At 72.1% G+C, this 26,920-nt stretch carries 22 protein-coding genes and 1 pseudogene; 3 read left to right on the top strand and 20 right to left on the bottom strand.

The genetic code is table 11. From position 1 onward, the window contains the following. Positions 1–194: 194 nt before the first annotated feature. Both AB0B40_RS18010 and AB0B40_RS18005 read right to left on the bottom strand, forming a co-directional pair. Positions 195–2,057, bottom strand: a pseudogene (locus tag AB0B40_RS18010) (ATP-binding protein); the annotation flags it as partial. A 564-nt stretch (positions 2,058–2,621) separates the two neighbouring features. Continuing rightward, positions 2,622–3,788, bottom strand: a complete 1,167-nt coding sequence (locus tag AB0B40_RS18005) for an MBL fold metallo-hydrolase (protein ID WP_362264437.1) — start codon at positions 3,786–3,788, stop codon at positions 2,622–2,624. Between the two features lie 200 nt (positions 3,789–3,988). On the opposite strand from AB0B40_RS18005, the gene AB0B40_RS18000 reads away from it, so the two are divergent. Both AB0B40_RS18000 and AB0B40_RS17995 read left to right on the top strand, forming a co-directional pair. Beyond that, positions 3,989–5,176 carry a Glu/Leu/Phe/Val dehydrogenase dimerization domain-containing protein gene (locus tag AB0B40_RS18000; RefSeq protein ID WP_345054859.1) on the top strand — a complete coding sequence of 396 codons (1,188 nt, stop codon included), beginning with the start codon at positions 3,989–3,991 and terminating at the stop codon, positions 5,174–5,176. Positions 5,177–5,253: 77 nt separating this feature from the next. Next, the gene (locus AB0B40_RS17995; protein ID WP_362264435.1) at positions 5,254–5,874 is read left to right on the top strand and encodes a TetR family transcriptional regulator C-terminal domain-containing protein; all 621 of its coding nucleotides are present in this window, start codon (positions 5,254–5,256) and stop codon (positions 5,872–5,874) included. Between the two features lie 116 nt (positions 5,875–5,990). Here AB0B40_RS17995 and AB0B40_RS17990 read toward each other — a convergent pair whose 3' ends face one another. Beyond that, entirely contained in the window at positions 5,991–6,776 is a 786-nt protein-coding gene (locus AB0B40_RS17990; RefSeq protein ID WP_345054969.1) for an SGNH/GDSL hydrolase family protein, read from the bottom strand. 188 nt (positions 6,777–6,964) lie between these two features. After that, positions 6,965–9,037 carry an alpha-galactosidase gene (locus tag AB0B40_RS17985; RefSeq protein ID WP_362264434.1) on the bottom strand — a complete coding sequence of 691 codons (2,073 nt, stop codon included), beginning with the start codon at positions 9,035–9,037 and terminating at the stop codon, positions 6,965–6,967. Positions 9,038–9,208: 171 nt separating this feature from the next. Here AB0B40_RS17985 and AB0B40_RS17980 point away from each other — a divergent pair, with 171 nt between their 5' ends. Then, positions 9,209–10,006, top strand: coding sequence for a tyrosine-protein phosphatase (locus AB0B40_RS17980; RefSeq protein ID WP_345054867.1), 798 nt, complete (start codon positions 9,209–9,211; stop codon positions 10,004–10,006). 38 nt (positions 10,007–10,044) lie between these two features. On the opposite strand, the gene AB0B40_RS17975 is transcribed toward AB0B40_RS17980, so the two are convergent. The 16 genes from AB0B40_RS17975 to AB0B40_RS17900 all read right to left on the bottom strand — a co-directional run bounded on the left by AB0B40_RS17975 (position 10,045) and on the right by AB0B40_RS17900 (position 26,918). Then, the gene (locus AB0B40_RS17975) at positions 10,045–10,167 is read right to left on the bottom strand and encodes a DUF6126 family protein (RefSeq protein ID WP_345054869.1); all 123 of its coding nucleotides are present in this window, start codon (positions 10,165–10,167) and stop codon (positions 10,045–10,047) included. Next, positions 10,164–10,787 carry an XRE family transcriptional regulator gene (locus AB0B40_RS17970; RefSeq protein ID WP_362264432.1) on the bottom strand — a complete coding sequence of 208 codons (624 nt, stop codon included), beginning with the start codon at positions 10,785–10,787 and terminating at the stop codon, positions 10,164–10,166. The genes AB0B40_RS17975 and AB0B40_RS17970 overlap by 4 nt, the downstream gene beginning before the upstream one ends. A gap of 103 nt (positions 10,788–10,890) precedes the next feature. Next, entirely contained in the window at positions 10,891–12,276 is a 1,386-nt protein-coding gene (locus AB0B40_RS17965) for an aspartate aminotransferase family protein (protein WP_362264430.1), read from the bottom strand. Then, positions 12,273–14,345 (bottom strand): 1-deoxy-D-xylulose-5-phosphate synthase, encoded by a 2,073-nt coding sequence (gene dxs, locus AB0B40_RS17960; RefSeq protein ID WP_362264428.1) that lies wholly within the window; start codon positions 14,343–14,345, stop codon positions 12,273–12,275. The genes AB0B40_RS17965 and dxs overlap by 4 nt, the downstream gene beginning before the upstream one ends. Positions 14,346–14,376: 31 nt before the next feature. Further along, on the bottom strand, positions 14,377–15,510 hold the full coding sequence (gene ispG / locus AB0B40_RS17955; protein ID WP_362264426.1) for a flavodoxin-dependent (E)-4-hydroxy-3-methylbut-2-enyl-diphosphate synthase: 1,134 nt from the start codon (positions 15,508–15,510) through the stop codon (positions 14,377–14,379). A 4-nt stretch (positions 15,511–15,514) separates the two neighbouring features. Continuing rightward, a complete protein-coding gene (gene hpnH, locus AB0B40_RS17950; protein WP_345054883.1) occupies positions 15,515–16,537 on the bottom strand; it encodes an adenosyl-hopene transferase HpnH in 1,023 nt (340 codons plus the stop codon). A 5-nt stretch (positions 16,538–16,542) separates the two neighbouring features. Next, on the bottom strand, positions 16,543–17,184 hold the full coding sequence (locus AB0B40_RS17945; RefSeq protein WP_345054885.1) for a 1-hydroxy-2-methyl-2-butenyl 4-diphosphate reductase: 642 nt from the start codon (positions 17,182–17,184) through the stop codon (positions 16,543–16,545). 1 nt (position 17,185) lies between these two features. Further along, positions 17,186–19,216 carry a squalene--hopene cyclase gene (gene shc / locus AB0B40_RS17940; protein WP_362264424.1) on the bottom strand — a complete coding sequence of 677 codons (2,031 nt, stop codon included), beginning with the start codon at positions 19,214–19,216 and terminating at the stop codon, positions 17,186–17,188. A gap of 116 nt (positions 19,217–19,332) precedes the next feature. Continuing rightward, positions 19,333–20,466 carry a polyprenyl synthetase family protein gene (locus tag AB0B40_RS17935; protein WP_345054890.1) on the bottom strand — a complete coding sequence of 378 codons (1,134 nt, stop codon included), beginning with the start codon at positions 20,464–20,466 and terminating at the stop codon, positions 19,333–19,335. Beyond that, a complete protein-coding gene (gene hpnE / locus AB0B40_RS17930; protein ID WP_362264422.1) occupies positions 20,466–21,893 on the bottom strand; it encodes a hydroxysqualene dehydroxylase HpnE in 1,428 nt (475 codons plus the stop codon). The genes AB0B40_RS17935 and hpnE overlap by 1 nt, the downstream gene beginning before the upstream one ends. Further along, the gene (locus tag AB0B40_RS17925; protein ID WP_362264420.1) at positions 21,890–22,018 is read right to left on the bottom strand and encodes a DUF6380 family protein; all 129 of its coding nucleotides are present in this window, start codon (positions 22,016–22,018) and stop codon (positions 21,890–21,892) included. Before AB0B40_RS17925 ends, hpnE begins: the two co-directional genes overlap by 4 nt. Beyond that, a complete protein-coding gene (gene hpnD / locus AB0B40_RS17920) occupies positions 22,018–22,980 on the bottom strand; it encodes a presqualene diphosphate synthase HpnD (RefSeq protein ID WP_345054895.1) in 963 nt (320 codons plus the stop codon). Before hpnD ends, AB0B40_RS17925 begins: the two co-directional genes overlap by 1 nt. Then, on the bottom strand, positions 22,977–23,873 hold the full coding sequence (gene hpnC / locus AB0B40_RS17915; protein WP_345054898.1) for a squalene synthase HpnC: 897 nt from the start codon (positions 23,871–23,873) through the stop codon (positions 22,977–22,979). The genes hpnD and hpnC overlap by 4 nt, the downstream gene beginning before the upstream one ends. A gap of 358 nt (positions 23,874–24,231) precedes the next feature. Continuing rightward, on the bottom strand, positions 24,232–25,020 hold the full coding sequence (locus AB0B40_RS17910) for an ABC transporter ATP-binding protein (protein ID WP_345054901.1): 789 nt from the start codon (positions 25,018–25,020) through the stop codon (positions 24,232–24,234). Further along, complete coding sequence (locus AB0B40_RS17905) at positions 25,013–25,942, bottom strand: ABC transporter permease (protein ID WP_345054904.1); 930 nt, start codon at positions 25,940–25,942, stop codon at positions 25,013–25,015. The genes AB0B40_RS17910 and AB0B40_RS17905 overlap by 8 nt, the downstream gene beginning before the upstream one ends. Before the next feature lie 103 nt (positions 25,943–26,045). After that, entirely contained in the window at positions 26,046–26,918 is an 873-nt protein-coding gene (locus AB0B40_RS17900) for a glycosyltransferase (RefSeq protein ID WP_345054972.1), read from the bottom strand. Positions 26,919–26,920 lie beyond the last annotated feature (2 nt).

The following is a 26,920-nucleotide window of genomic DNA, read 5'->3' as shown; positions in this document are numbered from 1 at the left end:
GGAGGAGTGCCGTGCAGGGGGGTGCCGTGCGCAGGAGTGCCGTGCAGGGGGGTGCCGTGCGCAGGAGTGCCGTGCATAGGGGTGCCATGCGCAGGCGTGCCGTGTGCGGGGGTGCCGTACCCCGGCTCTGCCGATCCGGGCCCTGCCGACTGCGGCTCGGCGGTCTGCGGCTCCGAGTAGTCCGGTTCGAGGCTCTGCTGGGCCTCGGCGAGTCCGATTCCGCGCTGGAAGGCGGCCATCAGGCCGGGGTCGTGGCCTACGACGCTGCCGGCGTCCTGGCGGGGCGCCGGGCCGCCGCGCAGCTGGGGCACGATGTGCTCCTGGGCGCGTCGGCGGGGCAGTCGGGGCTTGTCCATGGTGCCGCGGACGGGGCCGACGCGTGGGGTGGGCAGCACGCCCCCGTGTGCCTCCACCGCCGCCCGGTCCCCGGCACTGACACCGGGCACGGCATCGGCGGGGTTGGGTCGCGTCCCGTCGGCGCCGCGCACGGGAAGCGGGGCCGGGGCACCCCCGTGTCGTCCGCGCGCGGGGTTCTCCGTTCCGCGCCGCCCGGCTGCGCGCTGCGCGTGCCGTCGCCGCCCGGTGGCAGGAGCCTGCGCGTCGGCCGCCCCGGACTCCGTTCCGCTTCCGGTCGCGGAGCCGGCTGCGGCCGAAGGGGCCTCGCCCGTGGGGCCGTTGACGTAGGTCCCGGCGGGGGAGGCCGCCACGGTCCCCGCCCCGGCGCCCGGTTCCTGCGTGGGCGCCGGCACGGAGGCCCGCACGTGCCGTACCGCGCCGGTGTCCGCCGGGAGCGGGGCCTGGGACCGTGGCTGCGGTACGGCCGTGTCGGCAGCCGTCCCCGGCGCGACCGGCGCGTTGCCCAACAGCGCCTGCGGGACGACGAGTACGGCCTGTACACCGCCGTAGATGTTGGTCTGCAGGCGGACATGGATGCCGTGCCGGCGGGCGAGCTGGGAGACGACGTAGAGACCGATGCGGCCGTCGGCCAGCAGGCTGGCGACGTTGACCTGGTCGGGGTCGGCGAGCAGGGCGTTCATCCGGTTCTGCTCGCCGACGGGCATGCCGAGCCCGCGGTCCTCGACCTCCACGGCCAGCCCGGAGGTGACGAGGTTGGCGCGCAGCAGCACCTGGGTGTGGGGCGCGGAGAACACCGAGGCGTTCTCGATGAGTTCGGCGAGCAGGTGGATGACGTCGGCGACTGCGTGCCCGCGCAGTTCGCCGTCGATGGGCGGCACCAGCTTGACCCGGGAGTACTGCTCGACCTCGGCGATGGCGGAGCGCAGCACCTCGGTCATGCTGACCGGGTTGCTCCACTGCCTGCGCGAGACGGCGCCGCCGAGCACGGCGAGGTTCTCGGCGTGCCGCCGGATGCGGGTGGCCAGGTGGTCCACGTGGAACAGGCCCTTGAGCAGATCCGGGTCCTCGATCTCGTTCTCGAGGTCGTCGAGGATCGAGATCTCCCGGTGCACCAGGGACTGAAGCCGGCGTGCGAGGTTGACGAACACCTCCAGCTTCTGTTCGCTGCCCGTCTGGCTGGAGAGCTGGGCGGCCCGCACGACGGCGGTGACGGCGCCGTCGTGCGCGCGGGCCAGGTCGGCGGCGAGCAGCTCGAAGTCGTCGGCGTCCGCGGGCGGGCGGCGGCGCGGATTGAGCTGCGGCGGGCTCTCACCCTGCCGCAGCGCGTCGACCAGGGCGTGCAGGTCGGCCTCGCCGCGTGCGGCGGTGCGGCGGAGTGCGTCGAGGCGGCCGCCGACCGTCCGTGCGGCGCGGTCGGCGGCCACGGCGGCGATCAGGATGCCGGCGACGGCGACGGCGACCGCTCCCGAGAGCACGGCCCACAGGACGGGACCGGTGCGTGCGCCGGAGGAGCGGACGCTGAACAGAACCGCCGCGCCGGCGCTGAGCGCGACCGCGAGGGGCGGCAGGACGGCGAGCCGCATGAGCTGGGACCGTATGTGCGTTTCGGGCAGTGCGGGAGCGGGTCGGGCGACCGGACGCCCGTGCCGGCCGCCCTCGCGGCGGTCGGCGCGGGGGGCCGGTGCTCGGAGGTGAGACATCTGCGTCCTCGTACTGGTCCGTCGGGCCTGGTCCTCACGCGGTGCGGGAGGCGGGCATGCGTCATCGCGGTGTCGGTCGGCGGACCGGCGAACCCGGCCTCCCGCCGCGACGGACACTCACAGTAGTTGCCTGCGCCTCATGTGCGGTGGGCAGTTGACAAAAGCATCCGGGGAGCGTCCCGCTCTGGTATGAAGCGTCGTACGACAGACCGATAACCCGGCCGGACCTCGCCGACACGTCGTCGACCGAGCCGAAAGGCAGCGAAAAGACCTGATCAAAAGCGATCACACGGGGAAGGCCGACCGGAACACGGCGTCCGGCCGAGCCGGCCGCTCGCGCTGCCGGGGCGCCCGCCTCCCTCCGGCCGGCACCCCTCCGCCCCACCCCCGCCCCACCCCCGCCCGGGCGCCGCACCCGCCTTCACCGTCACGGAGAGTGTCGGCCATGGCCTTGAATTTGCGTCAGGGGGTCCGGCAGTAGGGGAGGGCAGCACGGCGCGGGCAGCACGAAGGGGGAGCCTGTCCGGCTCCCCCTTCGGTGGCGGCTGTCGGGCGGGAGGGGCGTCAGCCCCGCGTCGGCGGCTCCGCGACGAACGCACCGACCGAGCGCCAGGTGCGCCGCATGTCTCCGGACACGCCCCGCCACCACGCCTCCGCCGGCAGCTTGCCGGCGGGTTCGAAGGGCTCACCCGGGCGGGGCAGGGCCACCGACTGCCCGGCGTCCTCGGCGACCTCCTTGGTCCACTCCCCCGGCTCGGCCCACGGGTGCGGGGCGAGGTTGAAGGTGCCCCAGTGGATCGGCAGCAGCGCGCCGTGCGGCGCCCCGCCCTGGAGGTCGAGGTGGGCGCGCAGGCCCTCCTCGGGGGTCATGTGGATGTCCGGCCAGAACTCGCTGTACGCCCCGATCTGGATCATCGTGGCGTCGAACGGACCGTGGGCGGCGCCGATCTCCTGGAAGCCGTCGAAGTAGCCGGTGTCGCCACTGTGGTAGATCCGGTGCTCCTCGCCGGCGACGGCCCAGGACGCCCAGAGGGTGTGCTGGGTGTTGCGCAGGCCCCGGCCGCAGAAGTGGCGGGCCGGGGTGGCGGTGAGGGTGAGGCCGCCGACCCGGGTGGACTCGTGCCAGTCCAGCTCGCGCAGCCGGTCCGGGGAGACGCCCCAGTGTTCGAGGTGGGCCCCGACGCCGAGCGGCACGGCGAACAGGGTGTCCGTCCCGGCCAGCGCCTTGATGCTGGGCAGGTCCAGGTGGTCGTAGTGGTCGTGGGAGATGACGACCACGTCGACCGGGCCGAGCGCGGCCAGCGGCACCGGCACCGGGTGCAGCCGCTTGGGCCCGGCGAAGGGGAACGGGGAACAGCGCTCGCCCCAGACGGGGTCGAACAGGACCCGGTGGCCGTCGATCTCGGCGAGCACACTGGAGTGGCCCATCCACGTCAGCCGCAGCCCCGTGGCGGGCGGCTTGGCCAGGTCGGCGTAGGTCGTGGGGTGCACCGGTACGGTGCCCTCGGGGGCACGCAGCGGCCGGGTGTCCTTGTCGAGGAACACCTTCGCGAGGTCGAGTGCGGAGCCGGAGGGCCGGGTGCGTGCGGGGCCGCCGGGGTTCTGGAAGACGCCGTCCTTGAAATGCGGCGAGCGGCGGATGCGTGCCAGGCGCTCACCACCCGGGTCCGCGCCGAAAGCGGCGGGCCGCAGTGCGCGCAGCCCGGAGCTCGAAGAACGCAAACCGGTCACGGTACCTCCCGGTGGAGTGGGTGAGGCCCTCCATTATGGTCGGCCCCTGCGACAGGCCGGACACGGCGGGGTGCTCTGCCGTCACCGGAGATCCGTTCAGCACGTTGACAGGCTCCGGAACACCTCCGGATACTGACCCACCATTCAGTAGTACTTACCGTCATCCTGCCGGTACCCACCGTCGCCCCCTCGGAGATCCCATGACCACCCCCCTGATCTCGCTCGTCTGGACCGATCACGTCACCGGCCGCCGGGGTTTCCTGGTCGTGGACCGGCTGGTGCGGGGCGTGGCCAGCGGCGGGCTGCGGATGCGGCCGGGCTGCACGCCGGAGGAGGTGGCCGGGCTGGCCCGCGGCATGACGATGAAGGAGGCCCTGCACTACGACCCCTGCGGCCCCGGGGGTCGCTACATCCCGCTCGGCGGGGCGAAGGGCGGCATCGACTGCGACCCGCGGGACCCGCGGGCGTACGGCCTCCTCGTCCGCTATCTGCGCGCCATGCGGCCGTACGTCGAGAGCTGCTGGGCCACCGGTGAGGATCTGGGGCTCAGCCAGGACCTGGTGGACCGCGCGGCGGCGGAGGCGGGCCTGGTCTCCTCCATTCAGGCGGTGTATCCGCTGCTGGACGACGAGTCGGCGGCCCGGCGGCGGCTCGCGGACGCCTTCGCGGTGGAGGTGGACGGCATCGGCCTGGACGAGCTGGCCGGCGGCTGCGGGGTCGCCGAGTCGGTGCTGGCGGCCCTGGACCGGGCGGCGGTGCCGTACGCGGGCACCCGGGTCGCCGTGCAGGGTCTGGGCACCATGGGCGGGGCCACCGCGCGCTTCCTCGCGCGCGCGGGTCTGACGGTGGTGGCCGTCGCCGACCTCAAGGGCACGATCGCCAACCCGGCGGGGCTGGACGTGGAGGCGCTGCTGGCGGCGCGGGACGGCCACGGCACCGTCGACCGCGGCGCCCTGCGGCCGGACGACCGGGAACTGTCCGGTGACGCCTGGCTGTCCACGGAGGCGGAGGTGCTGGTGCCGGCCGCCGTGTCGTACGCGGTCGACAGCGCGAACCAGGAGCGCGTCCGGGCGCGCTGGATCGTGGAGGCCGCCAACATGCCGGTCGTCCCCGAGGCGGAGGTGCGGCTGAACGCGCGCGGGGTGACGGTGCTGCCGGACGTGGTGGTCAACTCCGGGACGAACGCCTGGTGGTGGTGGACCCTGTTCGGCGACATCGGCGCGGACGCCGACGAGGCGTTCGCGCACATCCGCCGCTCGATGCGCGCCCTGGTCGGCCTGATGCTCGACCGGGCGGAGGCCGACGGTACGACCCCGCGCGCGGCGGCGCACGCCCTGGTGACCGAACGGCTGCCGGTGATCGCGGAACGGTTCGGCTGGTACCGGTGACCGGGCACGGCTTCGCGCGGTGCCGCTGACGGGTCCGACGGCTTCGTGACACCGGGGTGAACGACTAGGGTGACCGCGTGGCGAGAGTGCGGTTGAGCGTGGCGGAGCGGCGGGAGGAACTGCTGCGGGCCGCCATCGTGCAGATCGAGGCGCGGGGGGTGGCGGCGGTCCGGATCGCCGACGTGGCCTCGGCCCTCGGTGTGAGCAACGCGCTGGTGCTGTACCACTTCTCGACGAAGGAGAAGCTGGTCGCCGCCGCGTTCACCTACGCGGCCGAGGGTGATCTCGCGCATCTGCGCAGGCTGTTGGGCCGGCGGACCACCGCGCTGCGCCGGCTGCGGGCGGCGGTGCGCTGGTACGCGCCGACCGGTCAGGCGAAGGGCTGGCGGCTGTGGATCGAGGGCTGGGCCGTGGCTCTGCGCGAGCCGGCCCTGCGGGCGGTCACCCGGGACCTGGACCGGCAGTGGAAGGCGGCGATCACGGAGGTCGTCGCCGAGGGCGTGGCGGCCGGCGAGTTCACGTGCGCGGACCCGGTGGGTGCGGCGCTCCGGCTGACCGCGCTGCTGGACGGGCTGGCGGTGCAGCTGACGTCGTACCCGGGCGCGGTGGCGCGGTCCCGGGCCCAGGAGTGGGTGGACGACGCCCTCGCCCGTGAACTGGGCCTGGACCGCAGGGCGTTGACCGAACGCGAGCGGTGAGCACACCCGCGGGCCACCCCGGACCGCCGGTATGGGGGGCGGCTCGCCCCGGGCCGGTCTGCGTGGGGGCGGCTCGCCCCGGGCCGCCGGTGCGGCCCGGGGCGCGGTCGGCGGTGTCAGGCCACGGGAGCGATCCGCAGCTTGATGTCGTCCGGCGACAGCGCGCCCTTCGCGGTCACGTGGTCGCCGGAGGACTCGCCGCGCAGCCGGCGTCCGATCCAGGGGACGAGGTACTCGCGCGCCCACTGGACGTCGTCGCGGCGGATGTCCAGGGTGCCCCGGGGCGGCAGCGGTGGCCACGGCTGTTCCGGGTCGGCCGGGATGTCCAGGCCGAGTGCCTGTCCGGCCCGCAGCGCCACGCGCGTGTGCCCCTCGGGCGAGAGGTGCAGGCGGTCGCTGTCCCAGGCCCTGCGGTCCTGCACGGACTTCAGGGACCACAGGTCCAGGACGGGGCAGCCGTACCGGTCGGCGATGGCCCGGACGTGCCCGTTGTAGGTGGCGATCTTGCCGCGCAGATGCTTGAGCAGGGGGACGCCGCGGGTGTCGAAGCCGGTCGTCACCAGCACGGTGCCGGCGGCCTCGGCCAGCTGGGCCACGGCGCTTTCGAAGCGCTCGGCCACCTCGTCCGGGTCGGTGCCCGGGCGGATGATGTCGTTGCCGCCCGCACAGAAGGAGACCAGGTCCGGGGCCATGTCCACGGCCTGCGGAAGCTGGTCGGCCACGATCTGGTCCAGCAACTTCCCGCGCACGGCGAGGTTGGTGTACTGGAAGTCGCCCTCGGGGCGCCGGTCGGCCAGCAGCACCGCGAACCGGTCTGCCCACCCCACGAACGCCCCGTCGGGCCCGGGGTCGCCGACGCCCTCGGTGAAGCTGTCCCCCACCGCCACGTACGACCCGATCACTGATCTGCTGTCACTCTTCGAATCGTCTGCCACGTCGGACCATGATTCACCTTCGGATGTGACCTACGCGACCGTAGGCGGGGGTTGACGAACGGTGAGATGAGCCACTCTTCAAGGTTTGCGATATCAGGAATACGGCCGCTCGGGGAGCTGTTGGCAGCGGGCACACCGAAGGCCGGGCCCGGGGATCAAACACGACGAATCCGGATGACCGTCGCATCCAAGTCCCCCTTGAGCCCCGTGCGCAGCCCGTGGTGCAGCAGAACGGCTCCTCGGTGGACTTCACCCGTTTCACGGCACTCGTACGAGGCTGCCGGATCGAGTCCGCGCAGCCGCACCGCCGGCACCGGCTCGCCGTAGCTCTGCGCCTGGAGCCAGGCGAGGACGACCGCCTCCTCCCCCAGGACGTACTGCACCGCGCTCAGACCGCCCGTCGGGGGCCGCAGCCGGTACAGCTCGCCGTGCTGGACGACCGGGCGGATCTCCTTGTACAGCTCCACCCATCGCCGCGCCTCGGACAGTTCCCGCGTGCTCCACTCCGTCAGATCGCCGCCGACCCCGAGCACGCCCGCCATGGCGCTGACGAACCGGAAGCGCAGCGAGCTGACCCGCCCGTTGAGCTGGGTGTTGGGGCTGTCGGTGACCCAGGCGGCCATCACGCGCGCGGGATGGATCTGGGTGAAGCCGTGCTGGATGGCGAGCCGGTCCAGCGGGTCGGTGTTGTCGGAGGTCCACACCTGGTCGGTGCGGCTCAGCACGCCGAGATCGATGCGGCCCCCACCGCCCGAGCAGGACTCGAAGGCGACCCCGGGATGCGCCGCCCGCAGCCGGTCCAGCAGGGCGTACAGGGCGTGGACGTGGTCCACCCACAGGCGCTGCGGGTACGCCTCCCCGGGCCAGCCGGCGTCGGTGAAGCAGCGGTTGAAGTCCCACTTCACGTAGTCGATCGGGGCGCTGCCCAGCAGGGCGTCCAGCCGTTCCCACAGGTACTCCCGCACGTCCTCGCGCGCGAGGTTGAGCACGAGCTGGTGGCGCAGTTCCGTCCGTTTCCGTCCCGGCTGGTGCTGCACCCAGTCGGGGTGGGCGCGGTACAGCTCGCTGTCCGGGTTGACCATCTCGGGCTCGACCCAGATGCCGAACCGCATGCCCAGGCCGTGCACCCGGTCGGCGAGGGGCTTGAGGCCGTGCGGGAAGCGGCCGGGGTTGGGCGTCCAGTCGCCGAGTCCGGCGCGGTCGCTGGTGCGGGCGCCGAACCAGCCGTCGTCCACCACGAACAGCTCGACGCCGATCTCCGCGGCCCGGCGCGCGAGGGCGGCCTGCTGCTCCTCGGAGATGTCGAAGTTCGTGGCCTCCCAGGAGTTGAACAGCACGGGCCGGTCCCGCTCGGCGTCCGGGATGACGTGGGCGCGCTGGTAGGCGTGCCAGGTGCGGCTCGCGCCGCCGAAGCCGCCGTCGCTCCACAGGCCCGCGAAGACCGGGGTGGTGTACGACTCCCCGGGTTCCAGGAGCAGCAGGCCCGAGTCGTCGTAGCCGGCGCCGCCGGTGATCTGCACCCGCGCGTCGGGGAGTTGGGCCACCGCGATGCGCCAGGAGCCGGACCAGCCGAGCGCGCAGCCGTAGACCTCACCGTGCTCCTCGGTGGCGTCGGTGTCGAGGGCGAGCCAGGGCAGGTGCTGGTGGCCCGTGTGCCCGCGGCGGCTTCCGATGATCTTCTCGCCGTAGGTGAGGGGGGCGGTGGTGAGCCGGGACTCGGCGGCCCAGCGGCCGTGCAGCTGGGACAGCCGCCAGCCTTCGCGGTCGGGCAGGGTCCAGGTGGCCGCGTCGGCGCGCAGCAGCTCCACGCGCGCGCGGGAGCCGTTCTCGACGGTCACCCGGCGCTCGACGACGTCACCGCGCATCCGGTAGTGCAGGACGACCGCCAGGCCGTCGTCGTCGAAGCGCAGCCGCAGCTCCTCTCCTTCCGTCTCGTACGACACGAAGCGCCATTCGGTGCCGCGCCGCTCCTCGGTGCGTACGGACAGGGCGGGGCGGACGAACCGGGGGCCGCCCTCGACGGGGTACTCCTCGCGGCCGTCGAGCGGGGACTCGAAGGGCCAGTAGCCGGGCAGCGGGCGCGCCGCGAGCGCCTCGGCGTCGGCGAGGGCGAGCCGTGGCCCCCAGTGCAGGTGGAGCAGCTCGTCCGCGGCGCTGAGATGCAGGGCATAACTGCTGCCGGGGCCCGACAGGAGCCAGGTACGGCCGTCTCCGGCGATGTCCACCATCGAAACCTCACAGGTGTCAACAGATGCACTCAAGTGCCAACATCATCAAGGGCCGCCGGCCTGCCTGACAATGCCTGTGGACAACTCATTGCCCGAGGAAATCGATGTCGTATGGTCGACGGAGTGCCCGCCGACGAGCCGCGCCGGCGGGGCCGACCGGGAGGAGCCCCCGTGACGCAGCAGGTCCCGTCGACCGAGCCGGAGCTGGCCGGAGTCCGCAATTTCCGTGACGTGGGCGGGCTGCCCACCGTGGACGGGCGGCGGGTGCGCCACGGAGTGCTGTTCCGCAGCGGCCATCTCGCGCACGCGACGGCCGAGGACGCGGCCTTCCTCGCCTCCCTGGGCCTGCACACGATCTTCGACTTCCGCAACGCGGCCGACCAGAAGCTGGAGGGGCCCGACGTCGAGCTGCCCGGCGTGCGGAACGTGAACCTGCCGCTGAGCGACCCGGCCGACGGCGCCGAGTTCTGGAAGATGGTCCGCGACGGCGATCTCGACCAGCTGCGCGCGATCCTCGACGACGGCAAGGCCGCGGCCAGGATGACCGCCTCCTACCGCAAGATCGTCAAGGAGCGCACCGCCGAGCACTCCCGGGTGGTGCGGGCGCTCGCCGACGACAGCGTCCCCGCGCTCATGCACTGCGCTGCCGGCAAGGACCGCGCGGGCATCTCCATCGCCGTCACCCTCCTCGCCCTGGGTGTCGAGCGCGACGCGATCGTCGCCGACTACCTGGAGTCCAACGCCAAGCACCGCCGCTACAAGGTCCGCCGCAGCGGCAGCGCGGACTCCGCGTACACCCCCGAGGTGATGGACCTGATCAGCCCGCTCTTCGACGCCCGCGCCGAGTACCTCCAGGCGGCCTTCGCGAGCATCGAGGAGACCTGGGGCGACGTCGAGACCTATCTGGCACAGGGCCTCGGCCTCGGCCCCGAGACCCGCGAGCGGCTGCGCGAACGCCTGCTGGACTGACGACGGACGGCACGGCCGGCCCGCCGTACGGGGGCGTGTCAGCCCTTGGCGCCCACCGCGAAGAGCAGGTAGAGGAACGCGGCCAGGACGTGCCCGAGGGCGATGTAGATGATCAGCCGGACCCACAGGGCACGGGGGAACTTGGTCTCCAGGTCGGTCATGGCAGCTCTCCGGTCAGCGGGCCCAGGCACAGCGTTGCCGTGGGGCTCTGCAGCAGGGTGTGGACGAACAGCAGTTCCACGCCGTCGTGGTCCTCGGCGGCGAGGCGGTGCGGGGTGAGTGAGTCGAAGTGCGCGCTGTCACCGGGCGCGAGCAGGTGCGCGGTGTCCCCCAGCCGCAGCCGCAGGCGCCCCTTGAGGACGTAGAGCCACTCCTCGCCGGGGTGGACGCGCACGATGTCGCCCTGCGAGCCGTAGGGCACCCGCACCCGCAGGGCCTGCATGCCGCGGCCGGGCGATCCGGCCTGGACGTACGTCCAGCCGCCCGCCCGGGTCGGTTCCATGTCGGCGGCGCGCACGATCGCGTCCCGGTCGGCGACCGTCTCGCCGAGCAGTCCGGAGACGGTCGTACCGTAGATGCGTGCGAGCGCGAGCAGCATCGGCAGCGACGGCTGGCGCTGTCCGGTCTCCAGGCGGGAGAGATGGGCCGGTGAGAGGCCGGCGGCGCGGGCCGCGGCCTCCAGCGTGAGGCCGGCGCGCCGGCGCAGAGCCCGCAGCTGCGGGGCGACGGCGGGCAGGCCGTCGTCCGCGGCCGGCGGCGGCGCGGCGTCTGAGGCGTTCATACCTCCATTGAGCCGGATGATTGCCTCAGCGGCAATTTTGTTGCCTCTCAGGCAAAGAGCCCGGTGGTGGACCCGGGCCCCTCCCGCCTGTGCGACCCCGGGGTCAGCGGTTCGCCACCGCCTGCTTGATCAGGGTCTTGCCGAAGTCCCACATCAGGCCGCCGCCGCTGTGCGCGTCGTCCATCACCGCGGTGAAGGCGTCCACGAACCGCTCGACGTCGGCCTCGTCGACGACCAGCGGCGGAATCAGCTTGATCACCTCCAGGTGGTCGCCGGAGACCTGGGTGAGGATCCGGTGCTTCTGCAGCAGCGGGACGACGACCATCTGCGCGAACAGGCCCTTGCGGGCCGCCTGGAGCATGGTCCAGCGGCTGCGCAGCTTCAGTGAGGAGGGCCTGCCGAACTCGATGCCGATCATCAGACCCCGGCCGCGGACGTCGGCGAGCAGCTCGTAGGTGTCGATCAGTGCGGTGAGCCGGGACTTGAGCAGGTCGCCCGCCTTGCGCACACCGGCGACGATCTGCTCGTTCTCCATGACCGACAGCACGGCGAGGCCGCACGCCATCGCCTGGGCGTTGGCGCCGAAGCTCGCCGAGTGCACCAGCACCCGGTCCATGGACGAGTAGACCTTCTTGAAGATCCACTCCTTGCCGAGGGTCGCGCCGACCGGCACATAGCCGCCGGACAGGGCCTTGGCCACGCACACCAGGTCCGGTTCGACGCCGTCCTCGTGCTGGTAGGCGTAGAAGTCACCGGTGCGGCCGAGCCCGGTCTGCACCTCGTCGGCGATGAGCAGCGCCTTGTGCTTGTGCAGCAGCTCCTGCGCTGCCCGCAGGTAGCCGGGCGGCGCCTCGTGCACGCCCTTGCCCTGGATCGGCTCCACGATCAGGGCCGCCACGTCGCCCTTGGCCAGCTCCCGGGCCAGCGCGTCCAGATCGCCGAGCGGTACGGCGGTGTCGGGCAGGAGCGGCGCGAATCCGTCGCGGAAGCCGCTCTCGCCGTTGACCGAGAGGGAACCGGTGGTCAGACCGTGGAAGGCGTGGTCGCAGTAGAGGACGCGGGGCTTACCGGTGGCGTACCGGGCGAACTTCAGGGCTGTCTCGACCGCTTCGGTACCGCTGTTGCCGAAGAACACCCGGTCCAGGTGCGGGCTGTGCGTGAGGAGCCGTTCGGCCAGCAGGCCGGGCAGCGGCTGGCAGTCGAACCGGGTGAGGTCGGCGAGGTCCAGGTCCAGGACGTCGTGCAGCGCCTTGCGGACGACCGGGTGATGGCGGCCGAGGCCCATCACCCCGAACCCGGCGAGCATGTCCAGGTAGTCGTTGCCGTCGGCGTCGAAGAAGTGCGCTCCCTCGGCGTGCTCGTAGACCTTGTCGAAGCCGATGGTGTGCAGCATGCGCGGCAGCTGCGGGTTGAGGTGCTTGGCGTGCAGCTCGTAGCGTTCGGCTCCGCGCTCGGCGATCAGTGCGCCGAGGTCGAACTCCGTGCTCATTCACTCTCCTTGTCGGCGCCCCGCGGGGGCACGGACCCAGTCCGGGATGCGGCTGCCGCCGCGGTGGAGGTCCCCCCCGGGTTCGAGCGGGGACGGGAACGCGGGGAAGCGACCGGCCCCGACGGCGCCGCGGACCCGCCAGGGCCTTTCCCGGCGCCCGCGTCCGCGCGCCGCCGGGCGCCCGCGTCCGCGCGCCCGGTGTCCCCTGCCGCGAGGCTCGCGCCGATCCGCCCGGCGATCTCGACGGGCGTGAGACCGATGTCGGCCAGCACCTCGCTGCGTTTGGCGTGCGCCAGGAACTGCTCCGGGATGCCGAACCGGCGGACGGGCACGTCCACGTCGGCGTCGCCGAGGGCCAGCGCCACGGCGGAACCGACGCCTCCGGCACGGCTGTTGTCCTCGACGACGGCCACCAGCCGGTGCGCGGACGCCAGTCCGGGCAGTGCCGGGTCGACGGGCTTGACCCAGCGTGGGTCCACGACCGTGCAGCCGATGCCGCGGGCCTCCAGCAGCTCGGCGGCCTGCAGGCACACCGGCGCCATCACACCGACGGCCACCAGCAGCACCTCGGGGTGTTCGGCGCGGTGCAGGACGTCCATGCCGCCGACGTGGCCGACCGCGGGGACGCACGGGCCCACGGACTCCTTCGGGAAGCGCACCAGGGTGGGCGCGTCGGCCACGGCGACCGCCTCGCGCAGCTGGGCCCGCAGCTGGTCGGCGTCGCGCGGCGCGGCGATCCGGAGGCCGGGGACGACCTGGAGGACGGACAGGTCCCACATACCGTTGTGGGAGGCGCCGTCGGTACCGGTGACACCGGCCCGGTCCAGCACGAAGGTCACCCCGCAGCGGTGCAGGGCGACATCCATCAGCAGCTGGTCGAAGGCGCGGTTGAGGAAGGTGGCGTACACGGCGACGACCGGATGCAGTCCGCCGGTCGCCAGGCCGGCCGCGGAGACGGCCGCGTGCTGCTCGGCGATGCCCACGTCCCACACCCGGTCCGGGAAGCGCTCGGCGAACCTGCCGAGTCCGACGGGGCGCAGCATGGCCGCCGTGATGGCGACGACGTCCTCCCGCTCCTCGCCGATCCGCACCATCTCCTCGCCGAACACCGAGGTCCAGGAGGGGCCGGCGGGCGGCGTCAGCGGCGCGCAGGTCAGCGGGTCCATCACGCCGACGGCGTGGAAGTGGTCCTCCTCGTGCGCGAGGGCGGGCTCGTAGCCGCGGCCCTTGACGGTGAGGCAGTGGACCAGGACGGGACCGTGGAAGCGTTTCGCGCGGCGCAGCGCCGACTCGACGGCCTTGATGTCGTGGCCGTCGATCGGGCCGAGGTACTTCAGGCCCAGGTCCTCGAACATGCCCTGCGGGGCGAAGGCGTCCTTGAAGCCCTTCTTCGCGCCGTGCAGGGACTCGTAGAGCGTGCCGCCGACGACCGGGGCGCGCTGGAGCACCTCCTTGCCCCAGGCGAGGAACCTCTCGTAGCCGTCGGTGGTGCGCAGGGTGGCCAGATGGTTGGCGAGGCCCCCGATGGTGGGGGCGTAGGAGCGCTCGTTGTCGTTGACGACGATGATCAGCGGCCGGTCCCGGGCCGCGGCGATGTTGTTCAGCGCCTCCCAGGCCATGCCGCCGGTCAGCGCGCCGTCGCCGATCACCGCGACCACATGGCCCTCCTCCCCCCGTACCTGACGGGCCTTGGCGAGGCCGTCGGCCCAGCCGAGCGCGGTGGAGGCGTGGCTGTTCTCGATGACGTCGTGTTCGGACTCCTCGCGCGAGGGATAGCCGGACAGGCCGCCCTTGCCGCGCAGCTTGGAGAAGTCCTGACGTCCCGTCAGCAGCTTGTGGACGTAGCTCTGGTGGCCGGTGTCCCACAGGATGCGGTCGACCGGTGAGTCGAAGACCCGGTGGAGCGCGACGGAGAGCTCCACCACACCCAGGTTGGGTCCGAGGTGTCCGCCGGTCCTGGACACCGCGTTCACCAGGAACGCCCGTATTTCGTCTGACAGTTCGCCGAGTTCCGCCTCGGACAGCGCCTTCAGGTCGCGTGGTCCCCGGATGCTCTCCAGAATGGTCACGCTCGGGCCCCCTCTCGATCCGTGCCTTGCCTCAACTCATCTGTTCCGCGGGGCTCGTCCGCTCGGCGAGCTTCATGGCCTCCTCGATGAGGGTCTCCACGATCTTGGACTCGGGGACGGTCTTGACGACCTCGCCCTTGACGAAGATCTGCCCCTTCCCGTTGCCCGAGGCAACCCCGAGGTCGGCCTCCCGGGCCTCCCCCGGACCGTTCACCACGCACCCCATCACCGCGACCCGGAGCGGCACCTCCATGCCGTCCAGACCCGCCGTGACCTCGTCCGCGAGCTTGTACACGTCCACCTGGGCCCGGCCGCAGGACGGACAGGAGACGATCTCCAGGCTCCGCTGCCGCAGCCCCAGGGACTGCAGGATCTGGATGCCGACCTTGACCTCCTCAGCCGGCGGCGCGCTCAGCGACACACGGATCGTGTCCCCGATGCCCCGCGACAGCAACGCCCCGAAGGCCACCGCCGACTTGATCGTCCCCTGGAAGGCCGGGCCGGCCTCCGTGACGCCGAGATGGAGGGGGTAGTCGCACTGCGCGGCGAGCTGCCGGTACGCCTCGATCATCACGACCGGGTCGTTGTGCTTCACCGAGATCTTGATGTCGCGGAAGCCGTGCTCCTCGAAGAGGGACGCCTCCCACAGGGCGGACTCGACCAGGGCCTCGGGGGTGGCCTTGCCGTACTTCCGGAGCAGGCGCCGGTCCAGGGAGCCGGCGTTGACGCCGATGCGGATCGGGGTGCCGTGGTCCTTGGCGGCCTTGGCGATCTCCTTGACCTTGTCGTCGAACTGCTTGATGTTGCCCGGGTTCACACGGACCGCCGCGCAGCCGGCCTCGATCGCCGCGAAGACGTACTTCGGCTGGAAGTGGATGTCGGCGATCACCGGGATCCGGGACTTGCGGGCGATGGTCGCGAGGGCGTCCGCGTCGTCCTGCGTGGGGCAGGCGACGCGGACGATCTGGCAGCCGGACGCGGTGAGTTCCGCGATCTGCTGGAGGGTGGCGCCGATGTCGGACGTACGGGTCGTCGTCATCGACTGCACCGACACCGGGGCCCCGCCCCCGACGGCCACCGGCCCGACGTGGATCTGCCGCGAGTGGCGTCGCGGCGCGACCGGACGGGCCGGCACCTCGGGAACGCCCAGGGAAACGGCGTTCACCGCCTCACTCCCGGTTCCCGGAGACGGTCTCGCGCATCGCCCGCAGCGACTCCTTCAGCGAACCCATGGTGGCGAGGACGGCGGTCGGCTCGTAGCCGCAGTGCGCCATGCAGTTGGCGCAGCGCGGGTCCTTGCCGCGGCCGTACTTGTCCCAGTCGGTCTTCTCGATGAGTTCGCGGTACGTCGGCACGTACCCGTCGCTCATCAGGTAGCAGGGGCGCTGCCAGCCGAAGAGCGAGTAGTTCGGGATCGCCCACGCGGTGCACGGGAAGTCGACCTTGCCCTCCAGGAAGTCCAGGAAGAGCGGGGAGTGGTTCAGGCGCCACTTCTTGCGGTTGCCGCCCGCGAAGGCCTTCTTGAACAGCTCGCGGGTCTGCTCCACGCCGAGGAAGTGCTCCTGGTCGGGCGCCTTCTCGTACGCGTAGGCGGGCGAGATCATCATCTCGTCGACCTTGAGGTCGTCGTTGAGGAAGTTGAGCACCTCGACGATGGTCTGCGGGGTGTCGGTGTTGAAGAAGGTGGAGTTGGTGGTCACACGGAAGCCGCGGCTCTTGGCCTCCTTGATGGCCTCCACCGCCTCGTCGAAGACGCCCTCCTTCGCGACGGACTCGTCGTGCCGCTCCCGCAGGCCGTCGATGTGCACGGCGAAGGCGAAGTAGGGAGAGGGCTTGAACTTGTCCATCTTCTTGCGCAGCAGCATCGCGTTGGTGCACAGGAAGACGTATTTCCGCTTCGCCACCAACTGCCGCACGATCTCGTCGATCTGCGGGTGCATCAGGGGCTCGCCGCCGGCGATCGACACCATCGGCGCGCCGGACTCCAGCACCGCGCCCACGGCCTGGGCCACCGGCATGCGCTGCTTGAGCACACCCGCCGGGTGCTGGATCTTGCCGCAGCCCTCGCACTTCAGATTGCAGGCGAACAGCGGTTCCAGTTCGACGATGAGCGGAAACTTGTCCCGCTTGCGAAGCTTCTGTTCAGCCAGGTATGTAGCGACCTTGATGGACTGACGCAACGGCATGGCCATCTGGCTCACCTCCGGGGGAGCAGCAAAGAACGGTGCCATTCGAAAAAAGCAGGAAGGATGGAACGGAGAACGCGAAAGGCTGTTATCCCACCGCGCACCGTACCGATCCGGACGAGTTCGTGTTCGGGAGCGTCCACGACCACCCGGACGGCCGCGACCGGGCGTTCGCCCGCGCGGACGGCGGCCAGGAGCGTGGCCGCCGACTCCATGTCCACCGCGATCGCGCCGGTGGCGAGCAGATCGGACCGCTCGGGGCCCCGGACCACGTGGTCGGAGCCGGTGAGCGGGCCGGTGTGGACGGTGCGTCCGGGCAGCAGGCGCACGAGTTCCTTGACGAGCAGTTCGGTACCCACGCAGGAAACGGTCCTGCGCGGGTCCCGGGTCTCCTCGGCGACGACCAGGTCGCCGGGATGCATACCTGGGGCCAGCCCGGCGCAGAAGCCGGTGGCCAGCACCGCCGTGTCGGCCGGCGCCGGGCCGGCGAGGAGCCGGGTGACGGAGCGTTCCGCCGCACGGGGCCCCATGCCCGTACGGACGAAGGCCACCGGCCCGTCCGCCCCGCTCCTGTCACCGGTGCGCAGGGCGAGGTGCTCGATGCCGAGCGCGCAGGCGATCAGCAGCGGGGTGGGAGCGGGCTGGTTGCTCAATTCAGTCCCCCTCGGCCCGGGCCGGCGCCTTTTCGGCCCGGGCGAGCAGCTTGCGCTCGAAAGGGTCTCCGTGCAGGTACCGGCCGAGCGCGGTGAGCGGGAACACCTGCCGGTACAGGTGGTAGTTGATCGAGAAGTCCCAGGGGAAGCCGGTGCCGGTGAAGTACGGCTCGTCCCAGGTGCCGTCCTCCCGCTGGGTGTCGGCCAGCCACCGGATGCCGTGCTCGACGGCCTTGGAGTCCTTCTCCCCCGCCGCGAGCAGCGCCATCAGCGCCCACGCGGTCTGTGAGGCGGTGGAGGCACCCCGGCCGCTCCACTCCTTGGAGTACTTGTAGGAGCGCAGGTCCTCGCCCCAGCCCCCGTCGTCGTTCTGGACGCTCTCCAGCCAGGCCACCGCCCGCCGGATCGCCGGGTGCGAGCCGGGCAGTCCGGCCGCGGTGAGCGCGGGGACGACCGAGCCGGTCCCGTAGATGTAGTTGACGCCCCAGCGGCCGAACCACGAGCCGTTCGCCTCCTGTTCGGCGAGCAGCCAGTCGATGCCGCGCCGGGTGCGCGGGTCGTGGGCCAGGCCCTCGGCGGCGAGCATCTCCACGACGTGCGCGGTGACGTCGGCGGACGGCGGGTCGATGACCTCGCCGAAGTCGCAGAACGGCAGCCGGTTCGGGAACGGGCTGGTGTTGTCGACGTCGAAGGCGCCCCAGGCGCCGTTCTTCGACTGCATGCCCAGGTTCCAGCGGACGGCCCGCCCGATCGACCGGTCCACGCGCTCGGGGTCGTGGTGCCGGATCCGGCGCAGCGCCAGGGCGACCTCGGCGGTGTCGTCGATGTCGGGGTAGTTGTCGTTGTGGAACTCGAAGGCCCATCCGCCCGGAGGGAGTTGGGGACGGCGTACGGCCCAGTCGCCGGGCCGGACGATCTCCTCGCCGAGCATCCAGTCGGCCGCCCTGACCAGTTGCGGATGGTCCACCGGCAGTCCGGCGTCCACCAGGGCGATCGCGGCCAGACAGGTGTCCCACACCGGGGACTGGCAGGCCTCGATCATCCGGGCGCCGTCCTCGCGCCAGACGGCGAACCGGTCCAGCGAGGCGAGGCCCTCGCGCAGCACCGGGTGCTCCAGGTCGTAACCGAGCAGGTGCAGGGCGATGACCGAGTACACCGCCGGGGGCTGGATGCCGCCCCAGCAGCCGTCGTTCTCCTGGCGTTCGATGATCCAGCGGGCCGCCGTGTTCATCGCGGCCTTGCGGAGCCGGCGCACGGCGACCTTGCGGTAGCCGCGGACAACCTTGTCGAGCCGCTGGAAGACTCCGTCCCAGCTGGCCACCGGGGCGAGCGGCTGCGGCGGATTCGGGTTCGCCGGGTCGGTGTGCAGTTCGTCCAGCGGGAAGGGCGCCGGGCGCACCGGGCGCTTGGCGGAGACGATGGTGAGCGGCACGATGGTCTGCCGCGCCCAGCAGCCGAAGTTGTAGATGTTGAGCGGGAACCAGGTGGGGAAGTAGATGAGTTCCGGCGGGAGTTCGGGCAGGTCCTCCCACTTCCACCAGCCGAACAGGGCGAGCCAGATCCGGGTGAAGACCCGGGCGGCGGCGATGCCGCCGCGCTCGCGGATCCAGGCGGCGGCCTGCGCCATGTGCGGGGCGCCCGGCGCGTCGCCGGCCAGGCGCAGGGCGACGTACGCCTCGATGGTGGTGGACAGTTCGCCGGGGCCGCCGTAGAAGGTGGCCCAGGTGCCGTCCTCGCGCTGCTCGCCGCGGATGAACTTCGCGGCGGCCTGAGCGGTGTCTTCGTCGAGGATGCCCAGGAACTGACGGAGCAGCAGGTCCTCGGCGTCCATGGTGACGTTGGTCTCCAGGTCGCCCTTCCACCAGCCCTGGGTGTCCTGCGTGGCGAGCAGGAAGTCGGTGGCGCGTCGTGCGGCGCGGGCGGCGGCTTCTGGTACCCCGGCCGTCTCGGGGGCGGTGAGGGTGGTGTCGCTGGCCGCGGCAGCGCGGGGCGGCAGGGTCGCCCCGGTGCTTCCGTCGGTCGTCGCTGTCATGGCTTCCCCTTCGTGCAGTCGTGCGAGTCGTGCTGCTGTGGGTCCGCCGTCGGCCGGTTCCGCACATCCTGCGGCACCGGCCGGCGACTACGCGAGGCGTGTCGGGCCGATAGTGATCATCTCTTTCGTACGACGACGAAGTCGGCGAGCGCCGTGAACGACTCCCGTACCCGGTCGGGCATGTCGACGGCGTCGAGGGCTTCGATGGCGATGGTGTGCTGACGGCGCGCCTCCTCGGCCGTCCAGTCCCGGCCGCCGGCCTCCTCGATGAGGGCGGCGCGGGCGGCGAACTCCTCCTCGGAGAAGTTCTCGAAGTCGCTGCTCTTGGCGTCGGCGGCGAGGATCTCGCCGAGCCGCTCGGAGGCGGGGCCGCCGGCCGCGAGGGCGGCGACGACGGGCAGGGACTTCTTGCGCTGACGCAGGTCGCTCCAGGTCTGCTTGCCGGTGGCCTCCGGATCGCCCCAGATGCCGAGCAGGTCGTCCACGGCCTGGAACGCGAGGCCGAGGTGGTAGCCGTACCGTTCCAGCGCGTCGGCGGTGGCGTCGTCCGCGCCGCCGAGGACCGCGCCGATGGAGCAGGCGCAGGCGAGCAGGGCGCCGGTCTTGTTGCCCTCCATCTCCAGGCACTCCTCGACGCTGACGCGGTCGCGGTGCTCGTAGGAGATGTCCTGGGCCTGGCCGTCGATCAGGGCGCGGGTCGCGGTGGTCAGCCGGCGGGTGGCGCGGCCCGCCTCGACGGTGCCGAGCTCCAGCAGGACCTCGTTGGCGAGGGCGAACAGGGCGTCGCCGACCAGGATGGCCTGGGCGGGGCCGTGCACCTTCCACACGGTGTCGCGGTGCCGGCGCTGCTCGTCGCCGTCCATCAGGTCGTCGTGCAGCAGCGAGAAGTTGTGCACGAGTTCGACGGCGACCGCACCCGGGACGCCCGCCTCGGGCGCGGCGCCGGTGACCTCGGCGGAGAGCACGGCGAGCGCGGGCCGCACGGCCTTGCCGCCGTCACCGTCGGCGGGATTGCCGGCGGCGTCGATCCAGCCGAAGTGGTAGGCGGCGACGGTGTCCATGGGCGGCGCCAGGCGGTCGACGGCCGTGCGCAGCACCGGTGTGGCCAGGGTCCGGCCGCGCTCCAGGAGCGCGGGCACGTCCACCGCGGGCCTCCGAGCGGGCGTCGCGGCCGGGGGCACAGGGGGCACAGTCTCTCCTCTTGTTGCGGTACCGGGGGTGCGGGGGCCTGCCGCCTGCCGGTCGGGCATCAGGCCGCCTCCTCGAACTCGAAGAGGTGGCGGGGGCGGGGGCGGCCGAGGGCGCTGAGGGCGGCGTCGGCCGCGCTCACGCCGCTGCGGACCGCACTCTCCATGGTCGCGGGCCACCCGGTGGCGGTCCACGCTCCGGCCAGGTACAGGCCGGGGGCCTTGGTCCGGGCGCCGGGCCGCAGCCGCCCGACGCCGGGGGTGGGGGCGAACGTGGCCGTGCGCTCCCGGGTCACGAAGAAGTCCTTCACCACGGCCGCGCGCGTGCCGGGGATCAGCCGCTCCAGCTCGGGCAGATAGCGCTCGCGCAGCTCGGCGACCGGCGTGTCGATCTCGTCCTGGGCGGCCGACTGGGACAGTGCGAGGTACTGGCCCGCACGCAGCCCGGAGGCGTGGGTGCGGTCGAACACCCACTGCACGGGGGTGCCGAGGGCCGTGAAGAAGGGCCGCGCGAGCACCTCGCGGTCGTAGACGACATGCACGTTGAGGATCGGCGCGGTGCCGATCTCCAGCAGCTGTCCGGGGGCGTCGAGGGCGCCGGGCGGCAGCAGCTCGTGGGTCTCGCGCTGGGGTACGGCGAGGACGACGGCGTCCGCGGAGAGCGTCTCGCCGGGAACCTGAACGCTCCAGGCCCCGTTCTCGTTGTAGGAGACGGAGGTGACGCGTGTACGGACCTCGGTACGCACGCCCGCGGAGTCGAGAGCCCTGCGGGCCAGCCGGTCGTGCAGTTCGCCCAGCGGGACGCGGGCCCAGCCGATGTCGGCCGCGCCCGGTTCGGACAGCAGACCGGTCTTGAACACCATCGCGGCGAGCCCCAGCGAGGCGTCGCCCGCGACCGCGTTGAGGGTGGCGACCCCGACCAGGTCCCACAGGGCCTCGACGGCACGTGCCGACTGGCCGTGCGCGGCCAGCCAGCTGCCGAAGTCCTGGGCGTCCAGGGCCGGATCGGTGGGGTCGAGCCCCTTCAGCGCGAGCGCGGCACGCCCGACGGCGGCGCGCTCGGCGAGCGAGAGGTGCGGATAGCCGGCCAAGCTGCGCCCCAGGTGCAGGGGGACGGGCAGCGGGTCGCGCCGCAGTCTGCCGAGCCGCCGTCCCTCGGGCTTGGCGACGTCGACGACGGGCACGTCCAGGCGGTCCTGCAGCGGTGCCAGCGCCGTGCCCTCGATCCGGTCGAGAAACCAGCGGTAGGCGGTGCAGCAACGCAGGTACACGTGCTGGCCGTTGTCGACGGTCAGTTCGCCGCGCCGGAAGGAGAAGGCGAGGCCGCCCAGCCTGGGTCTGCCTTCGAGCAGGGTGACCCGGACGCCGGCGTCGGCGAGGGCGAGCGCCGCGGTGACACCGGCGAGGCCGCCGCCGACCACGACCGCGCTGCGGCCCGCCGTCCGCGGGTCGCCGGCCCGTGCCTGTGCCGGGGGTGAGCCGTCGCTCATCGTGCGTCCTTCCGTGCGTGCCGGGCGTGCTGGTTGAACGGTGCACGCCCGGCCGTCGCAGTCAGGGACGCCACGCCGCAGCGGAAGGTTGCCCGCCCCACGCCGTCCGCTCCGGTCCGGCCCATCAAGCGCGCCTCCTGACGGAGCGCCGGGAGACATGGCGGGTCACATGCCGGGTGTCGAGCCCGGACAGGCCGCGTACGGCGACGTAGGCCTTCTCGTGCCCCGGGAGCGAGACCCGGCCGCGCAGCACGGCCTCCGGGTCGCGTTCGATGCGGTCCAGCAGCCGGCGGTAGATGCCGGCCATCGCTGCCACACAGGCACCGCTGCGCCGGTCGAGCATGGGCAGCAGCCGGTAGCCCTCGGCGAACAGGGCGCGGGCGCGCCGCACTTCGAAGTGGACGAGGCCGGCGAAGTCGGATCCTTCCGGCGGGGTCGGCGCGCGGAACCCGGCCGAGCAGCCGAACTTGGCGAGGTCGTCGGCGGGCAGGTAGGTACGGCCGCCCTCCGCGTCCTCGCGGACGTCGCGGAGGATGTTGGTGAGCTGGAGCGCGAGCCCCAGCGTGTCGGCGTACTCGGCGGCGCGCTCGGCGCCGCGCGCGCCCGGTTCGGTGCCGAACACGCCGAGCGAGAGGCGGCCGATGGCACCGGCGACACACCGGCAGTAGGCCTTGAGGTCGTCCCAGGTCTCGTAGGTCTCCCCGCGTACGTCCATCTGGACGCCGTCGATCAGCTCGTCGAGGCCGGCGAGCGGGATCGGGAAGGCCCGTGCGGCGTGGCCGAGGGCTACGGCCACCGGGTCGGTGTCGTCCTCCTCGACCTCGTCCTCGCGGATCCGGGTGAGCAGCGCCCGGGTGTCCTCCAGGCGTGCCAGCTTGACCTCGTCGGCGAGGTCGCCGTCGCCGATGTCGTCCACGCGCCGGGAGAACGCGTACAGCGCCGACATGGCGCGGCGCTTGGCCGTCGGCAGCAGCCGGATGCCGTAGGCGAAGTTACGGGCCTGCTGCCCGGTCACGGCCTCGCAGTAGCTGTAGGCGGCGAGTACCGGTGCGGACACGTGCGGCGCGGAATCCACGACCCGGATCACCCCTCTCCTCGCAGGATCACGCCCGCCTCACGCAGCAACTGGACCTTGCCGGGTCTGGGCGGGCCGGGAAGTACGTCGTATTCGGCGGCGGCGATCGCCCTGACCGCCGCCCTTCCCCCCGCCACGAACCCCGCGAGCAGCAGCTTCAGCCTGCCGTGGACGCTACCCACGAGGGGGGCGCCTTCATTCAGCAGACCGCGGGCGCGTTGCGCTTCGTATGCAACCAGGGCGCGCACCGATGCGCCCGCGGTTTTCGCGGCGAGGTCGGTTTCCCCGACGTGGAAACGTTTCATGTCCTCGGCGGGGAGATAGATCCGGTCGCGGCCGAGGTCCTCGGCGACGTCCTGGAGGTGCTCCACGATCTGCAGGGCGGTGCAGATCGCGTCGGACAGCCGGATCCGTTCGGGGGTCGAGGTGCCGGTGACGGCGAGGACGAGGCGGCCGACGGGGTTGGCGGACAGTTCGCAGTAGGCCAGGAGGTCGTCGTAGGTCTCGTACCGGGTGACGAGCTGGTCCTGGCGGTTTGCGGCGATCAGTCCGAGGAAGGGCTCTGGGGTGAGGGCGCGGCGGCGGACGGTGGCCTGCAGGCGGCGCAGCAGCGGATGGCCGGGGGTGCCGTCGAAGACGCGGCGCAGGTCGGCCTCGAAGGCGTCGAGCAGGACCAGCCGGTCAGTGGCGTCGGCGGCCGACACGCCGAGCGTCCGGGCGTCGGCGCCGCCGGGGGCGAGGTCGCCGTCGCCGATGTCGTCGACGAGGCGGGCGAAGCCGTAGACGGCCATGAGGTCGTCGCGCCAGGCCCGGGGCAGGAAGAAGGGGGCCACGGGAAAGTTCTCGCTCGCGGCCTTGTCCAGCGTGGCGCGTTCCAGGTCGGGCGCCGTGGCGGTGCCCGTCATCGGGCGCTGCCCGGGGCGGGGACGGCACATGCTGCGCTGAGCTGGGGAGTTTCCGTAGCCATTGCCGTCACATCTCCCGTTCTACACTGCCGACCTAATACACACTATTTCGGACACGCCGCCCCGCAATGCACAGGGTCACCCCAGGGAGGGCGCCGTGCATTATCGCCCTACTTGCCGCTTTCCGGCACCGGTACAGCTTACGTTGTACAACGCAGCGCGGACCCTCGGGGTGTCCTGCACATCACAACAACACACCGATTGGCTCCAAGATTCCTTACGGCGAAGCGAGTTGACGCTTCCTTTGCAGGCGAAGGGCCCCGCCGGAAAATTCCGGCGGGGCCCTGGCCGAAACCGCTCACCTGGCCGTGAACTTCTCGTACTCCTTCAGGACCTCGTCGGTGGGTCCGTCCATCCGCAGTTCACCGCGCTCCAGCCACAGCACGCGGTTACAGGTGTCGCGGATCGACTTGTTGTTGTGGCTGACCAGAAAGACCGTTCCGGCCTCTTTACGCAGTTCCCGGATGCGTTCCTCCGAGCGCTTCTGGAACTTGCGGTCTCCGGTGGCCAGCGCCTCGTCGATCATGAGGACGTCGTGGTCCTTGGCCGCGGCGATGGAGAAGCGCAGCCGGGCCGCCATGCCGGAGGAGTACGTCCGCATCGGCAGGGTGATGAAATCGCCCTTCTCGTTGATGCCGGAGAAGTCGACGATGTCCTGGTAGCGCTCCTTGACCTGCTCCCGGGCCATGCCCATGGCGAGACCGCCCAGAATGACGTTCCGCTCACCCGTGAGGTCGTTCATCAGGGCCGCGTTCACGCCCAGCAGGGAGGGCTGGCCGTCGGTGTAGACCTTGCCCTTCTCCGCGGGCAGCAGCCCGGCGATGGCGCGCAGCAGGGTGGACTTCCCGGAGCCGTTGGAGCCGATCAGGCCGATGGCCTCGCCGCGGTAGGCGACGAAGGACACCCCGCGCACGGCGTGCACCTTGCGCACGCCCCGCGCCGCGTCGTCGGAGCCCCGCCTGAGTATCCGGCTCAGGGCGGCCGTCGCACTGCCCTTGCCGGTCCTGGCGCCGTTGACCCGGTAGACGATGTGCAGCTCGTCCGCGATGACCGTCGGACGCGGGTCCTGGATGTTCTGCTCAGCCACGGCCGTACCGCTCCTCCGCCTTCCAGAAGTACACGAAGCCGCCGGCGAAGACGGCCACCGCCCAGAACAGGGCGATGGCCCACACGTGCGGCGGCAGGTTCGAGGAACCGTAGCCGTCGATCAGGGCGAACCGCATCAGGTCCATGTAGACCGCGGCCGGGTTGACCTGCAGCAGCCGGACGGCCCACTCGGACCGCCCCTGCAGCATGTGGTTGATGGAGAACATGACGCCGGAGGTGTACATCCAGGTCCGCAGGATGAACGGCATCAGCTGAGCGAGGTCGGGCGTCTTGGCGCCCAGGCGGGCCACGATCAGCGCGAGGCCCGTGTTGAACAGGAACTGCAGCACCAGCGCCGGCACGATCAGCAGCCAGGACGGACCCGGGTAGCTGCCGAAGCCGATCGCCACGATGAACATGACGATCATCGAGAACAGCAGCTGCTGGAGCTGCTGGAGCGAGAACGAGATCGGCAGGGAGGCGCGCGGGAAGTGCAGGGCGCGCACCAGGCCGAGGTTGCCGGAGATGGCGCGGACGCCCGACATCACCGAGCTCTGGGTGAAGGTGAACACGAACACGCCGGTGACCAGGAACGGGATGTACACGTCCTGGGACATGCCGCGGCTGGCGTGCAGGATCAGCCCGAAGATGAAGAAGTACACGGCCGCGTTCAGCAGCGGCGTGGCCACCTGCCAGAGCTGGCCGAGCTTGGCCTGGCTGTACTGGGCGGTCAGCTTCGCCTGGGAGAAGGCGAGGATGAAGTGACGGCGCCCCCACAGCTGACGGATGTACTCCACGAGCGAGGGCCGGGCGCCGCTCACGGCGAGCCCGTACTTCTCGGCCAGCTCGGCCGCCGTCAGTCCCGCGTCGGACGACGGGGCCGCGGTCACCGCGACCGTGGCGTCGTGCGTGGTCTCACTCACAGGGGGAAACTTTCGTCTTCGGGTTCGTCTGCCGCGCCCCGCCTCGCCGGCGGGCACGTGTTCCGAGCTGTCCGGCGGGCGCGACCGCTCAGGGTCGAGCTTCTCAGATCACCGGGGGACGGCCCAGTCGGGTGAGTCGCCACACCGTACGCCACCGCATGGGACGGCGGGGGCCGCACGGTGTGGCCCAGCCCTCCCGGAAGCCGCCGAGCCAGGCCCGCAGGGCCGGCCGCGAGGGGCGGCGCAGCAGGGTGAGCAGCAGCCAGACCCCGAGGTAGACCGGGACCAGAGGGGCGGGGAGGTTGCGGCGGGCCAGCCAGACGCGGTTGCGGGCGACCATGCGGTGGTAGACCGCGTGCCGGGAGGGCGCGGTCGTCGGGTGGTACAGCACCATGTCGGACCGGTAGTCGATCATCCAGTCCGCGTCGAGGGCCCGCCATGCCAGGTCGGTTTCCTCGTGCGCGTAGAAGAATGCGTCCGGGAGCCCGCCGACTTCCGCGAAGACACGGGTGCGGACGGCGTTGGCGCCGCCGAGGAAGGTGGTGACCCGGGAGGAGCGCATCGGGTCGGAGGCGCGCAGCCGGGGCACATGGCGGCGCTGGGTCTCACCGGTGTCGGGGTCGGCGATGCGGAAGCTGATGATGCCGAGCCGGGGGTCCGCGGCGAAGGCCTCGCGGCACAGCTCGGCGGTGTCGTGGCGGGCGAGCAGGCCGTCGTCGTCGAGGAAGAGCAATATGTCGACATCGCGGCCGCTGGGCCCGAACGCCTCTATGCCGACGTTGCGCCCGCCGGGGATGCCCAGGTTCTCGGGCAGTTCCACGGTGCGCACACCCTCGGGCACGTCGGGAACGGGAGAGCCGTTGCCGACGACGACCACCTCGACCGGCTCGCCGTCCTGCTTGGCGACCGAGTCGAGCAGGGCCCGCAGCTCGTCGGGCCGGTTGCCCATCGTGATGACGACCGCGCCGACCTTCATGG

It is taken from the genome of Streptomyces sp. NPDC042638 (assembly GCF_040647235.1).
Lineage (GTDB): Bacteria > Actinomycetota > Actinomycetes > Streptomycetales > Streptomycetaceae > Streptomyces > Streptomyces rameus.
This window is presented reverse-complemented; position numbering and strand designations above follow the sequence as displayed.